General features: G+C 70.4%; 17 protein-coding genes and 1 pseudogene. 1 reads left to right on the top strand and 17 read right to left on the bottom strand.

Annotation, left to right across the window (positions count from 1 at the left end; all coding sequences use genetic code 11):
- The 15 genes and pseudogenes from KHC27_RS21420 to KHC27_RS22150 all read right to left on the bottom strand — a co-directional run.
- On the bottom strand, nucleotides 1-3018 hold a 3018-nt coding region (locus KHC27_RS21420), incomplete at its 3' end, for a phage tail length tape measure family protein (RefSeq protein WP_213342124.1).
- Entirely contained in the window at nucleotides 3015-3458 is a 444-nt protein-coding gene (locus KHC27_RS21415) for a DUF1799 domain-containing protein (protein ID WP_213342122.1), read from the bottom strand. The genes KHC27_RS21420 and KHC27_RS21415, both read right to left, overlap by 4 nt.
- Nucleotides 3386-3754: a hypothetical protein gene (locus KHC27_RS21410; RefSeq protein ID WP_213342119.1), complete on the bottom strand. Its 369-nt coding sequence runs from the start codon at nucleotides 3752-3754 to the stop codon at nucleotides 3386-3388. The genes KHC27_RS21415 and KHC27_RS21410 overlap by 73 nt, the downstream gene beginning before the upstream one ends.
- Before the next feature lie 41 nt (nucleotides 3755-3795).
- Nucleotides 3796-4737 (bottom strand): phage tail tube protein, encoded by a 942-nt coding sequence (locus tag KHC27_RS21405; RefSeq protein WP_213342116.1) that lies wholly within the window; start codon nucleotides 4735-4737, stop codon nucleotides 3796-3798.
- A gap of 1 nt (nucleotide 4738) precedes the next feature.
- Nucleotides 4739-5011 (bottom strand): hypothetical protein, encoded by a 273-nt coding sequence (locus tag KHC27_RS21400; RefSeq protein ID WP_213342113.1) that lies wholly within the window; start codon nucleotides 5009-5011, stop codon nucleotides 4739-4741.
- Nucleotides 4987-5250, bottom strand: a complete 264-nt coding sequence (locus KHC27_RS21395; RefSeq protein WP_213342111.1) for a hypothetical protein — start codon at nucleotides 5248-5250, stop codon at nucleotides 4987-4989. Before KHC27_RS21395 ends, KHC27_RS21400 begins: the two co-directional genes overlap by 25 nt.
- Before the next feature lie 3 nt (nucleotides 5251-5253).
- Nucleotides 5254-5682 (bottom strand): phage tail terminator protein, encoded by a 429-nt coding sequence (locus tag KHC27_RS21390; protein WP_213342108.1) that lies wholly within the window; start codon nucleotides 5680-5682, stop codon nucleotides 5254-5256.
- Nucleotides 5679-6104, bottom strand: a complete 426-nt coding sequence (locus KHC27_RS21385) for a gp436 family protein (protein ID WP_213342105.1) — start codon at nucleotides 6102-6104, stop codon at nucleotides 5679-5681. The genes KHC27_RS21390 and KHC27_RS21385 overlap by 4 nt, the downstream gene beginning before the upstream one ends.
- 2 nt (nucleotides 6105-6106) lie before the next feature.
- Nucleotides 6107-6334, bottom strand: coding sequence for a hypothetical protein (locus KHC27_RS21380; protein ID WP_213342102.1), 228 nt, complete (start codon nucleotides 6332-6334; stop codon nucleotides 6107-6109).
- 1 nt (nucleotide 6335) lies between these two features.
- Nucleotides 6336-7271 (bottom strand): major capsid protein, encoded by a 936-nt coding sequence (locus KHC27_RS21375; protein ID WP_213342099.1) that lies wholly within the window; start codon nucleotides 7269-7271, stop codon nucleotides 6336-6338.
- Nucleotides 7272-7332: 61 nt separating this feature from the next.
- Entirely contained in the window at nucleotides 7333-7710 is a 378-nt protein-coding gene (locus tag KHC27_RS21370; protein WP_246520197.1) for a hypothetical protein, read from the bottom strand.
- Nucleotides 7707-8810, bottom strand: coding sequence for a peptidase (locus tag KHC27_RS21365; protein ID WP_246520195.1), 1104 nt, complete (start codon nucleotides 8808-8810; stop codon nucleotides 7707-7709). The genes KHC27_RS21370 and KHC27_RS21365 overlap by 4 nt, the downstream gene beginning before the upstream one ends.
- Nucleotides 8811-9066: 256 nt before the next feature.
- On the bottom strand, nucleotides 9067-9588 hold the full coding sequence (locus tag KHC27_RS21360; RefSeq protein WP_213342095.1) for a phage virion morphogenesis protein: 522 nt from the start codon (nucleotides 9586-9588) through the stop codon (nucleotides 9067-9069).
- A 123-nt stretch (nucleotides 9589-9711) separates the two neighbouring features.
- Entirely contained in the window at nucleotides 9712-10959 is a 1248-nt protein-coding gene (locus tag KHC27_RS21355; RefSeq protein WP_246520192.1) for a PBECR2 nuclease fold domain-containing protein, read from the bottom strand.
- A 234-nt stretch (nucleotides 10960-11193) separates the two neighbouring features.
- Nucleotides 11194-11463, bottom strand: a pseudogene (locus KHC27_RS22150) (phage antirepressor N-terminal domain-containing protein); the annotation flags it as partial.
- Nucleotides 11464-11725: 262 nt separating this feature from the next.
- Here KHC27_RS22150 and KHC27_RS21350 point away from each other — a divergent pair.
- Nucleotides 11726-12178: a hypothetical protein gene (locus KHC27_RS21350; protein ID WP_213342091.1), complete on the top strand. Its 453-nt coding sequence runs from the start codon at nucleotides 11726-11728 to the stop codon at nucleotides 12176-12178.
- 5 nt (nucleotides 12179-12183) lie between these two features.
- Here the strand turns inward: KHC27_RS21350 and KHC27_RS21345 are convergent, their stop codons facing one another.
- Nucleotides 12184-12321 (bottom strand): hypothetical protein, encoded by a 138-nt coding sequence (locus tag KHC27_RS21345; RefSeq protein ID WP_213342089.1) that lies wholly within the window; start codon nucleotides 12319-12321, stop codon nucleotides 12184-12186.
- Between the two features lie 66 nt (nucleotides 12322-12387).
- Nucleotides 12388-12650: hypothetical protein (locus KHC27_RS21340; RefSeq protein ID WP_213342087.1), on the bottom strand; the 263-nt coding region annotated here is incomplete at its 5' end.

The raw sequence follows: 12650 nt of genomic DNA, 5'->3' as shown, positions 1-12650 counted from the left end.
CACGTCGGTCGCCCCGCCATTGGCCATGCCGCCGGGGCCGGCGAACCACGCGCGGGCGGCACCGGACGGGCCATATTTGGCGGCATAGCCGCCGAACTGTCCGGCGAACACCCTGTCCTGCGCCGCCGGGTCGGCCAGGAACTGGTCCGGCGTCAGGCTCTCGCCGAGGTGGCGGCGCGTCCAGTCCGGGATGTTGGCGCCCATCACCTGATAGGCGCCATAAGCGCGGTCGCCGGTCTTCGTCAGAGGGCCGAGCGCGGCATAGTTCCCTGCCGGCGAACCGCTCTCGATGGTTCGGATCGCCTTGCCCGCCGCGCTCAGATCGACGCCCGTCGTGCCGCCGGCGACGGCGTCGGAGCCGATGCCGCCGGAGGAGCCGACTTTCGGGACGGTGCTTCCGGCCGCACCGGCAACACCGCCGTTGATGATGATGGTGCCGGCGTTCACCTGCATGGTGCCGACCGAGCGCAGGCCCGCGCCCGGCAGGTTGTCGTTGGTCTTCTTGCCGGTGAACACCCCCAGCAGGTCACCGAGGGTGCCGTAATTCGTCCCGAACGCCGCGTTCTTGAGCGGGTTGATGACCGAAAGCTGGATGAACTCCCGCGAAATGCTCTGCAGCAGGTTCTTCAGATCCACGCTCTGGCCGTTGATCGCGTCGCCGAGCGCATCGAGCGCGCCCTCGCCGGCCTGGCGGTAGCCGTCCCACGCATCCTGGCTGCGCTGCTGCTGCACCGAGAGCTCCGCCAGCGCCTGCGCCTGCTGGCGGATGCCGTCCGCCTCGGCCGAGGCGGCGTCGATGCCTTCGCGGCGGATGCGCTGTTCCGCCTCGATCTGGGCAAGGCGCCGGGCGCGGACCTGCTCGCTCTGGCCGATCAGCCCGATCTCGGCCTTCATGGCGTCGATCTGGTCGCGCTGGTCGCGCAATATGCCGAGCGCGGCGGTGCGGGACTGCTCGGCCTGCGCCGCCGCCAGCGCCCTGCCCAGCGCGTTGAGCTGCTCGATATACTTCGCCCGCTCGGCCCCTTCCGCCGCCAGCGCGGCGCGGGCGAGCTCGCGCATCTGCGCTTCCATCTGCAGGCGCTGTTCGCCCTGGGCGATGGTCATGGTGCCGGCGGCGACGGCGGCATTGACGCGGGCGCGGGCCTGCGTCTCCTCCTGCATGTCGGCGATGCGGTTGCGCGAGGCGCCCAGCGATTCCTCGATCGCCCGGGTTCGCGCGGCCTCCACCTGCGCGTTGATCTTCGCCGCGTCGTTCTCCTGGCCGTACAGTGCCAGCCTCTCGCGCCGCGCGATCAGGTCGGCGCGGGTGACGGGATCGCGGGCCTGCTGGATCTGCACATCCAGCGCGGCGAGCTGGTTGGCGATCTGCTGGGCGTTGTTCAGCCCGTCCAGCGCCCGGCTCTTGGCCTCGATCGCCCGGGCGATCTGGTCCTGTTCGTCGGCCGTCAGGCCGGGCGTGTTCGCGCCTTCCTTCAGCGCGGCGATCTCGCGCTCCAGCTGGCCGCGGCGCTGCACATCGGCATTGGCCGGCGACTGGCCGGCGATCGACACCGCCGCCGATCCCGCGCGGTCCTGCTCGGCGGCACGCTGCCGCTCGGCGGCAAGGGCGCCCTGACGCCGGCGCTGCTCCTGCAGGTCGGCAACCTGCGCTTCCGCCGCAGCCACATCCGGCGCGGCACCATAGGTCGGCACACCGGCCGCCTGCGCACGCCGGAACCCCTCCGCTTCCGCCCGCGCCTTGTTCAGCCGGTCGATCGCGTTCGCCAGCTGCTCATCGAGCGCGGGACCGCTGATCAGCCGGTCGATGCCGGAGCCGATCGCCTGAAACGCATTGGAGGCCGCGTTGCTGACCGCGTCCCAGCTCCGCGACCAGATGGTGGTGGCCTCCGCCGCGTCGGCGAGGCGCGGCTTCAGCCCGGCGAGCAGCGTTGTCTGCGCCTCGGTCAGCCGGTTCTGCTCGGCGAGCCGGCCGACCAGCCGCGCGGTGGCGCCGTCGAGCAGCCCCATCTGCTGCAGCTGCTGGGCGCCGCGGGCGGGATCGGCGACGATCTGGCCGAGCTGCGCCGAGCCGTCCGCAACATCCGCGCCGATCGTCGCCGCGAAGTCCTTCGACATGGCGATGAGCCCGCCGAGAGCCTGCGCCCCGATCCGCCCGGTGCGCAGGAACGCCGCCTCCATGGCGCGCGCCTCGCGCACCGAGACGTCACCGGCGCGCGAGGCCGACTGCGCGATGGCTTCGAGCTGGCCGGCGGTGGCGCCCGCGGCCCGGCCGGGACCGGCAAGCGCCGTTGTCACCTCTTTTGTCGAGACGACATATTCGTTCCACATCAAGGCGCCCGCGGCGACGATCGCCCCGAGGGCGCCGATGCCGCCCGTGAGCGGCGTGACCACTCCGGCGAGCGCCGCCAGCGCCGGCCGCACCCCACCGACCGCCTGAATAATCTGCGGCCCCTGCTGCGCCGCGATCAACGCCGGGTTCATGCCGCTGGCGAGCGAGGTGAACACGTCGAAGCCCTGCGCCGTCAGCTGCTGGCGCTGCCACGGCTGAAGCCCGGCGGCGGCTCCCGTCGTCTGCTGACGAAGCGGCCGCATCGCCGTCGCTTGGGCGGCGAACACCGCCTTGGTGCGCGCGATCGCGGCGTCGGCTTCAGCGGCCGACGCGAAGGCGCCGAGCCGCTGCGCCTGCCTGATCTCGGCGAGCTGCGAGAGATAGGTGCGCTGCGCCGCGAAGAGCGGGTTGTACTTGGCCCGGAGGTCATCCAGCGACTTGCCATAGGCGGCGATGTCGGCCGCCCGTGCCGCCGAGCCGACGTCGGCGCGCACGCCCGTCGCCGCCTCGATCGCCGCGCGCCGCGCCGACTGCGCGACCTCGTCGATCGCCTTGCGGGTACGCTGGGCCAGCCCTTCGGTGGCCTGCAGGCTGCCATCAAGGCGGCGGAACTCCTGCACCGCGTCATTGGCGCCCTGGCGGACGCCGGAGGCATCGGCGGTGATGCGGACCGCGAGCTGCAGGCTCATGCGCGGCCCCCGTTGAGGATCGAGAGCGCCTCGACCTCCATCACCTGCAGGTCGGCGAGGTCGGCCTCGAGCCCCCGCCGGCGCGCGACGACGTCGACAGCGACATAGTCCAGCCCGACCCAGACCATGCCGGACATGGCCGCGCTCGCCCGCCACTGCGTCTCGCAGGCGAGGAAGAGCCGGACGGTCTGCCAGTTCTCGGGCCACACCTCGAAATCGTCCTCGTGCTCGGGATCGTCGGGCGGAAGGGAGGCGGGATCGACGCCGAGGGCGATGAAGTCCGCCCGGGTCGCGGCATCGAGCGTCTGCGGCCGCTCGCGGTCGCTCTGTCCGGTGGCGGCGAGCGCCCAGCGCCGCGCCGCCTGTCTCAGTTTCCCAGACGCGCCTTGCCGCCCGTCGTCAGCTCGGCATAGGCGGCATAGGCCGCCGGCGGGAACCACGGCAGCGCCAGCGCCCGCTCCAGCGCCTCGGCGCTGAACGGCACCTCGGCGGTGCCGGCCATGACCTCGCTCCAGCCGACGATGAGCCGCTCCAGCGTGTAGTGCTGGTGACTGACCTGCTCGGCGGGATCCAGGGCCAGAAACGCGTCGTCCAGCGCCCGCAGCTCGGCCGGCGGCAGCACCTCGAACACCAGGCTGAAGCTCTGCGCATCGAAGGAGCCGGGCGTGGCGGCGCTGGGCACCTGTGCGGTCGCGGGCCACGTCACGCGCGGGCGGGAGGCGAGCAGGAACGACATCGAACGGCCTTTCAATGGGCGTTGAACAAGGGGGTGGCGGGTCAGCGCACGACGATGGAGAGCTCGTCGTCGCCGGTATCGGGGGTGAGGAGGAGGGGCAGCGAGTAGTTCGTGATGCCCTGCGTCTCGCCATAAGTCGGCCGGCCGAGCTGCACCTTGGGCGCGGCGATCTCGACGATGTTGCCCGCGACCGTGCCGTGCTGGACGGCAAGGGCGCCCGGCGTCCCCGCCTGAGCGATCCCGAACCAGTTCTTGGTGGCGATACTCTTGGCCTCGATCACCGCGGTGCCGGTCGCGCGGCGGTCGGTGATGACGATCGACTCCTCGCCGATGAGATGGCGCGCCTCGACCGTGTTGCCGAGATCGATCGACAGGCTTTCGGCGATCGCGGAATAGCCATGCAGGGAGAACACCGGCGTGTTCGCCTTGGAGACCGGCGCCGGCCGGATGAAACCGGTCAGCACCTCCGCCGGCAGCGCTGTGTCGGTGACCGGGCCGAACAGCCCGCGCAGGGTGAAGGTGAAGCGCGGGATCTGCTTTGGCGTCAGGGACATCGTGAAGGTGCCGCGCCCCCCGAGCAGCGCATGGCGCACGCCGTCGATATTGACGTAGACCGTGGCACTCTCCGGGTTGTCGCTCGCGAGCCGATAGGTCACGCTGGTCCCCGCGAGGATGACCTCCGCCCAGGAGCAGGCCCGCAGCAGCGGTCCATAGGCCGGCGCCGTGCCGGGCGTGCCCGCGCCCGCGATCTCGACCGAGAACTGCAGCTCGGCGTAGTCACCGACCAGCAGCGCCCCCTGATTTCCGAGATAGGGCAGGATCAGGTCCCGCCGCACCTCGTCGCCGGCGAGCGGCGTCAGTGTGGGATCACTCACCTGAATGGCGTTGGCGCCGCCGGTCGGCACCGCATCGACGCCATAGTCCGTCTCGACCTTGGCGGCGATAGCCATCTTGCGCCGGAGGCGCTTGGCCGTCAGTGCCATTTCAGTTTCCTTTCCTGCCGCGGGCGCCCTGCGCCTCGGCCTCGCTCGGTTGCGCCTCGGTCTCCGCCGGGTTCTCAGCCCCGGCCCCGCCGGCCGGATCGCCGGCGGGGGTGGCTTTGCTCTCGGCGGGGGTTATCGTTGTGTCGATCGGCGTCGGCGCCGCCGCCGGTTCGATCGGGGCCTCGTTGCGGCGCAACTCGCCGGTCTCAGGGTCTTGGGTGTAGGAACCGCCTTCGCGCGCGCCCATGGTCAGCTCCGCGGCGGCCAGTGCCACGTCCCCGGCTCGCGATCGGCCGAGTAGTAGGCGGAATAGGCGTGGGCCTGCTCGCCCGCGTCGTTGGCGCCGTCGAGGAAGATGTGCAGGTTCGCCAGCCCCGACAGCTCGTCGGAAATCTGCGACCAGGGCCGCACGATGATGGCCGGGCGGACCTCGCCGGCGCGCTTGCTGCCGGCCGGCAGCACATAGTGGACGATGCGGCCGGCGGCGACGGTCGGCACGGCAGTGTGCGACATGGATCACTCCTCGGTGCGGATGTAGCGGTCGGTCGCCCAGGTCTGGACGTACCAGGTGACGCCGTTGCCCTGCGGAGCGGCACGGCCGGCGACGAATTCGTAGGGCTTGCTGTCGGGATCGGGCGTCCAGCCCGCGAGAGCCATCTCGATGGCGCTGCGGAAATCGTCGATCGAGGCGACGCGTTCGGCGCCGCGATCGTCGCCATAGGCCCGCAGCACGACGGCAACGAGCAGATAGACCTCCACGCGCTGGCTCGTGCCGCCCGTCGCCAGCGTGTTCGGCTCTCCGCGTTCGTCGAACGGCACGACGAACGCCGCACCATGGTCCGGCGCCGTGCTTTCGCCCAGGGCTTCAAGCCGCTCCGCCCCGTCGACCGAGGTGAAGGGCGGGCTCGCGACGCTGCGAAGCCGGTCGATCGTCGCGCCGATCACAGGAAACCCTCCAGCCGGTCGCGGGTGAAGACCGGCGGCGAGCCCTCCGCCAGCGTGCCGCCGCTGGCGGTGCCGGCGGGGTTCAGTCCGTCGACACCGGGCAGGGCGATCCGGCCGGCGGCGGCATCGCGCAGCTCGCCGAGCGCGTCGCGATAGTCCCGCACCACGTGGTCCGGCGCGCCGCTGCGGTGGAGCTGGTAGCGCGCGATCGACGTGGCCCATTTGCGCACCAGCGGCGGAACGGTGCTCAACGGCATGGCGAAGCGGACGGCGAGATAGCCGTCCACCGTCTGGTCCGCCGCCGCCAGCGCCGCCGCGATCACCTCGGGATCGGGCGTGCCGTCGCGGTCCCGATCGGCCACCTGCCGGATTTCGGCCTCGCCGGCCCGCTCCACCAGATCATCCAGCGAGGCATAGCCCATGGTCAGCCCTCGCCCTCGGCCGCCGCGTCCCACGGCTCCGCCACCGCGCCGGCCCGATGAAGCGGCCCGTGCTCGATCTCGGTCAGGGTGATGGTGTCGCCGGGAGCGAAGCGCTGGTGGTCGCGCTTGATGAGATGCGCGGCGGTGAAGACGCGCAGCTCGTCGGCGCCGGACGGGTCCCCGGCATTCTCGCTGGCGCGATCGTCGGCCCCCCTGGGTTCCTTCGCCATCTCACGCCACCGCGTTCTGGAAGAAATAGCCGAGGTCGGCGGCGGTGATGAGTTCCTTCACGCTCTCGCCGGCGCGCACGCGGATCGCCCCGCGCAGGCCGGCCTTGGGCTCCGGGATCTGGCCCGCAACCCGGGTATCGTACTGGAACGTCGCGCCGAAGCTCGGGCGCTGGTTGAGGCTCGTCGACAGCGTATCGCGCCGCAGCAGCGCGGCATGCTTGCCCCAGGTACGGGCGAGCGAGGTCGGCTGACCCTTGCGTGCCGTGTTGACCCAGGCATTGCCGATGACGATCTCATCGAGCTCCAGCAGGTCGGTCACCGCCTGCAGCGATGCGACGCCGCTGGTCGTGCCCGATCCCGAAAGGGAGGAGACGATCTTCGGGTGACGGCGCAGCATGGTCCAGGTGGCCCGGCCGAGCACCAGGATGTTCGGGCTCATGATCATGCCGTCCCGGGCGTCCTGGATGTCGCCGATCGGGTCGGACGCGGCGTCGGACCACTGCGCGGTGCCCGACAGCGTCTCCTTGTTGGCGGCGGGATAGGTCGCCGCGTTGAAGACGAGATCGGCGACGCGCTTCTCGCGATCGAGCAGCACGAGATCCATGACGCCCTGGGCGGCATAGGTCAGCGGGTTGTAGCCGGCCGGGGCGTTTTTGACGTCGTCGATCGGCACGACGTCGTCGAGCCCGTAGTCCAGCGTGCTCGCATCCAGTTCCGTGCCGCCGAACTCGACCTCGTTGGGCTCGCCCTTTCGGCCGACCCGCGTTTCGGGCACCGTGACCGACTGGGCGAAATCGAACTTCATGTAGCGGAAGGTCTGTCGCGTGAGCGGCGGGCCGATGCGCGGCAGCACGCGATCGGCGATCAGCTCGGCGTTCTGGTAGGCGATGACGACGCCAGTGAGCTGGGGGTCGACGGGGAACGGAAAAGACGACATGGGGCTGTCCTGGTTGGCGCCGTCCCGGGGACGGCCCTATGACGGGAAGGAGCGGGCGCGGTCAGGCGCCCTGGATCTGGCCGGGATTGACGAAGGCCGGCACGATGTCGCCGCTGACGGCCGACACGAGGGCCCGCCCGCCGACGAAAACATTGGCACCGGAGGCGGGCGCGGCGGCGACGGCCTTGCCGCTCGCGTCGGAGACCAGCAGCCCGCCGCGGGCGACGGTGCCGCCGAATTCGACATCGGTGACACCCAGCAGCACGACGTCGACGCGGTCGCCCGTCGCCACGCCGCCCGGGCAGTCGGTCACGCCGATGACCGCATCGGTCGCGGCCGCCGCCTGCAGCACCGTCCCGTCCGCCGCGCCGAACTTGACGTAACGCCGATGGCCGATGGCGCCACCGGCGATGAAAGTTTTCACGATGACCTGGTTCACGCGGAGGCTCCTTTCTGCAGGCGGTTGAGCGCTTCGGCCGGCGAGATCGTCTCGCCCTTGCCCTTCGCCGCGGCGATTTCGGTGGTGAGGGCCGCGGCCACCGTCAGCGGATCGGCGAAGTCGACCGCGCCGGCCTTGCCGCCGGCGATCTCGGCCGTGACGACCGGCACCGGCAGGCGCGAGAGCAGGTCGCGGAAGGCCGCGCGCGGCGACGTCTCGCGCATCTCGCCGCCCTCGGAAAAGCTGAGGGTGCCCTCGCCAAGCTCCGCGAACAGCGCGACGGAGGCGTCCTTCAGCCCGATCGGAAGCCGCCCCGCGGCCACCACCTGGTCCACGAAGGCGGCATCTTCCGTGGCGCGCTGGCGCCGCCCGTCTTCGGCAGCGGCGCGCTGCCGCTCGGCGAAGGCGGCCTCGGCGGCGGCGAGCGTCGCGGCGCGACGCTCCAGCTCCGCCGCGTCGGTAGTGGTCGTGCTCATGTCGGACTGTCCATTGTCGGGCGTTGCAGGATGGGATGGCGCGGGGGCGGCGAAGGCGGGCGTGGCCGCAACGTCGGCCTGGCCGGCCTCGACGCCGGCGCGGCCGAGGCTGTCGATCTCGTTGTCCGGCAGGACCTGGTCGGCGCTGTCGATGCCGGCCGAGCTGATGATCCAGTCGCGCAGCCGCCGGAACAGCCGCGCGGTCGTGCCGAGGCCATAGGCCAGCTGCCAGTCCGCGAATTCCACGGTCACCACGTCGTCCTGCTCGCCGAACTCGATGGGGGCGAGACCCTTGACGGCAGGCGGCTGCGCGCCGAGGAAGCCGACGTGGCGCAGATAGTACGAGCCCGGGACGGGATTGCCTGACGCGCCCGGGGCGTAGAACGACGCGGAGACCTTGGCGAACTTGCCGCCCTGCACCATTTCGGCGAAGCTCGGGTCGACGCGCGAGGGCGCGGCGACCAGCCGGTCGCCACGCACCGAAAGCCCGTCGACCCAGCCCCAGGCCGGCGCATCCGTCCGGGGATGGCCGATGACGATCGGCGCATGGTGCTTCGAGGGATCGTAGCTCGCCGCCATGGCGGCGAGATCGCTCTCGCCGAAAGCGAGAGACGCGCCCTGCATGGGCGTGTGCGTGCCGGTGCGAAAGATCTCGAAGGGCTTCATGTCCGGCAGAGTGCCGGGTTCGGTCGCCCCCGCCTGCCCCCAAGCCGCTTGTGGGGTGCCCGTCTGCTACGGGCGCGATGGTGGTGGCCCGCCAGCGCGCCCGTTGAAGGCCCATTTAACGCCATGGGCGGCTGTTCCGCCTCCGGCGCGGGAAACATAGCCCGACGACGACGGCGCCCGCCAGCGGCGATTTGTGGCGGCCGGCGCTACAGCCTCAGACGCGCTCGGCCGCGCCTCCCGTCCCCGCGATGAAATGGTCGTCGAGAATGGCTGTAATCTCGATCAGGTCCTCCGCGGACAGGCCGAGGAAGGGCCGGGCGGGGATGATGACACGCATGGCGTGGACGATGCGCCCGCCAAGGCTGAAGACCAGGGCCGCGGCCGTTTTCGGCAGGATCACCGCGCCGAACTGGTGGACGCGGGCATAGACCACGGAGGACCCGACCTGCACCGCGTTGCCGCCCAACTGCCAGACGATGTCGGACAGCCGGCGGTTCTCCCGCAGGATGCCCGGTCCCTTCTTGCCCGCCCGGTACTCGGGATTGAGCGGCGCCCAGGGAACGCCGGCCGGCGACACCTCGCGGGCGAAGCGGTCGATGGTGGATTGCCGCACCACCTGGCCGATATTGGCCAGCGGCGCGCGCAGATCAACGCTGGCCGCGACCAGCCGGGCGAGACCGGAGACGACGGCATCGTCGTCTATGGTGAGAAGGGCGCCCGGGGTCTTCTCTGTCATCGATCCGTCTCTTGAAAAGCCCGTTCACTCGCCTTAAATCGATGCCGACCATGCAACGAGGCCGCCGCCGGCCCTCCGTAGGTGCATGGCAATCGGGCTCCGGCGGCGGAGCCCGATCTCGTTTCAGCCCCGCCGGAACAGCAGCGCGCCGGTGCGCATGGCGCCGACATAGTTGCCCGGCCCAATGAAACTGGTGATGCCGGTCCAGCCACGCGCTGTCCATTCGAAGCGTGAAAACAGGGTGCGCCCGTCCGGCAGCACGGTGCTCCTGATATAGGCCCGACGCAGCACGATTCCCGACGCCACCCGCACCCAGTCGATCCATATCTCGTCGGGATCGAGGATCGTCTCGGCGAGCTGCCCCATGAAGGGGCCGCGGTCGCGCTTGTTGACCTTCAGGCCAAGTACGGAACCGTCCGGCGCCCGGGCCTCGAAAAGCGAGCGGTCGATGGTGATGAGGCCGCCCGACGCGTCGCGGAACAGCACGCCCCGATCGAGGCTCGCGCCGAAAGGCGCCAGGAAGGCGCGGGCATAGTCCTCGTCCGGCAGGCCCTTTGCCAGCACCGGCGACTGCGTCGGCCGCGGCGGCGGCAGCGGCGGTGGCGCCGGCGCATCGGTCGGCGGCGTGTCCGCCGGTGGCAGCGGCTTCTGCAGCTCGGTCGGCACGACGCCGGAGAGCCATTCCTCGCCGACATTGTATTCCCAGCCGCGGTCAATGCCGGGCCAGCGGGTTTCCGGCTGGCCGGTGCGCGGATCGCGCGCCGTGTAGCTCCGATCGTCGGGGGCGGGGTCGGGGCCGGTCTTGCCCATGGCCCGGAGCTGGCGTTCGGAAATGGCTTCGACGTCGCAATGGCACCCCCAGCCATTGGGCGGGAAATGCACCTTCCACCACGGGTCGGTCCGCCGCAGCACCGTCCCGTCCCAGGCGACATGCATGGGTCGGGGATGGGCGTTGTCGTGGTGGCGGTAGCGCCAGAAGGGCCGATAGCTCGCGACCTCCGGCGAGGTCATCTGCTGGTAGCGTCCCGCCATGTAGGAGGTGCGCATATTGGTGTTGTAGATGATGCGGGCGCGCCAGTCGCGGCGCTGCTCCTCGGTCGAGCCGACCGCGTTGAACGTCCAGCCGGTACGATCGACGATGGCGTCGAAATCGCGCCGGAACTCCTGGAAGCTCGTGCCCTGCGAGCGCGCCTTGTCCATGGCGGCACGGAAGTCGGCGAGCATGTCCGCCGCAGTTACCCCGGCGACGGAGAAGCCGCGGACATGGGCGCCGTGGCGCAGATCGTCCCATTTCTGCGTGGGAAGATTGACCTTCTGCCGGAAGAACTCCGTCGCCTGCGCGAAGTCGAGACGGAACGGCTCAACCGCCATTGCCGCCGCCCTGCGCGCCGTCGCCCTCGTCCAGCACGCTCGCCATGCCGCCGAGGCGCGCGACGATGTCCATGTCAGTGACCTCCCAGCCAGACCAGCGCGAAGAGCAGCAGCCCGCCGACGAAGCCCCCGACCATGGTCCAGGCCGGGCGCGAGATGAGGCGGGGCGCATCGGACGAGCGCGGCATCCGCCTCGTTCTGATAGGTGATCAACGCGTCCCGCAGCGAGGGAGCGACCTTGTTCGGGGAAATGGTCGCCAGCCAGCCGAACAGCTTGCCACGCGGAATGCAGATGGCCTCTTGGTCGCCGCTGGCTGAAGGCATCACCATTTTGATGACACCCCACCTGGCCGAACTTGAAGTTACCTTGCGGTGCTGGGCCTGCCACGCGAGACCAAGCCGCTCGCAGATCGGACGAAGCGCAACAAACTCCCCGTCCGCCGTCTCTATGACGATGATTTCCCCGCCCCGAAAGGGCACACGCGTGAGTGCGTTCGCAGCCATGGCCGCGTTCTCCTGTGCTTTCAATGATGAAGAGCGGAGGAGCGTTTCTGAGGCGATCCCGCGCCCAGGGTTCAGAAACACGGCACAGGTCGTGCCCCCACGCCTTTAGGCTTGCGCCCTGGACATGCGCGTGGGGACCCTGGACATGATCGCGGGATGCGGTTCTGACGAGCCGCGCGCCGCCTGTGCTTTGGAAGGGTTTCTGAGGCCCTGTCGGGAAGCTAGGCTGGTTCGCGGGTTTCGTCAAAGAGAGAGGTGAAGCATGGTGGCCTTTGTTCGGTACGGCGATGTGACGGTCGACATCGAGCCGCACGTGCTCACGGCCGTGCGATTGTTCGCACCAGACCTGCTGGGCAGCGTAGGAGACATGGCGAACGTGCTCGCGGCCGCTCATACACACGGACGACCGGACTGGAAGGCTATAGGCCTTGCAAAAGAAAGCTCGCAGAACCTCGATGTGGTGACGGCGCGGTCCTATGCGCTCGCCTATGCTGAATATCTCCGGCGCCAGCTCTCCGACCCGGCTGTCCTTGCCTACAGGCCGCTGGGCCGTTTTCGGGCCGGGGAGGAAGCGTGTGCGCGGGCGGAGGCGCTCCACAATAGGTTGTTGCCAACGAGCGAGCTGCCGTACCCACCCTTCACCGACTGCGATTTCGTATCCTGCCAGTGCTCTTTCGTTGCTCTGAGCAAACGGGCAATCGCCCTCGGCAAATAGCCGTTTCATCGTCCGGCCCCTTCCTTGAGCTCAGCTTCCAGCAGCCGGCTCGCAGCGGCGGCGGAGATCGCCGCGTCCGAAGCCTCCTGTCCGGCCGCGCGATGGCCGGCCTCGTAGAGGTCGTGCGCGATCTGGTTCAGCACCTCCGCGCCCTTGCGCAGGCGCTGGACGGTGGCCGCGGTGACGAGCGGGGGGCGCGGCGTCGCTCGTCATGAGCGATCTCCGAAGCCGAGCAGCCCGGCCGGGCCAGAGCCACCGGTGACAGGCGCATTGATGTCCACCGCGAGCCCGGCCCCGAAGCCGTGGATTTGGGCTGTGTCACGGAACCTGCCCTTTGCCGGCGGTAGGGCGGGAACGCTTCGGAAGGAATGGCCCCGTCGAGCAAGCTCGGCGTTGAGGACGGAAGCGATCGCGGCCACGATCGCGGCGAGCAGGGCGGCGCACACCAGCAGGCGCGCGGCGGTGTCGGTTG

This window comes from Ancylobacter lacus (assembly GCF_018390635.1).
Classification (GTDB): domain Bacteria; phylum Pseudomonadota; class Alphaproteobacteria; order Rhizobiales; family Xanthobacteraceae; genus Ancylobacter; species Ancylobacter lacus.
Note: the sequence above shows the minus strand (reverse complement) of the source record. Positions and strands in the feature narration are given on the sequence as shown.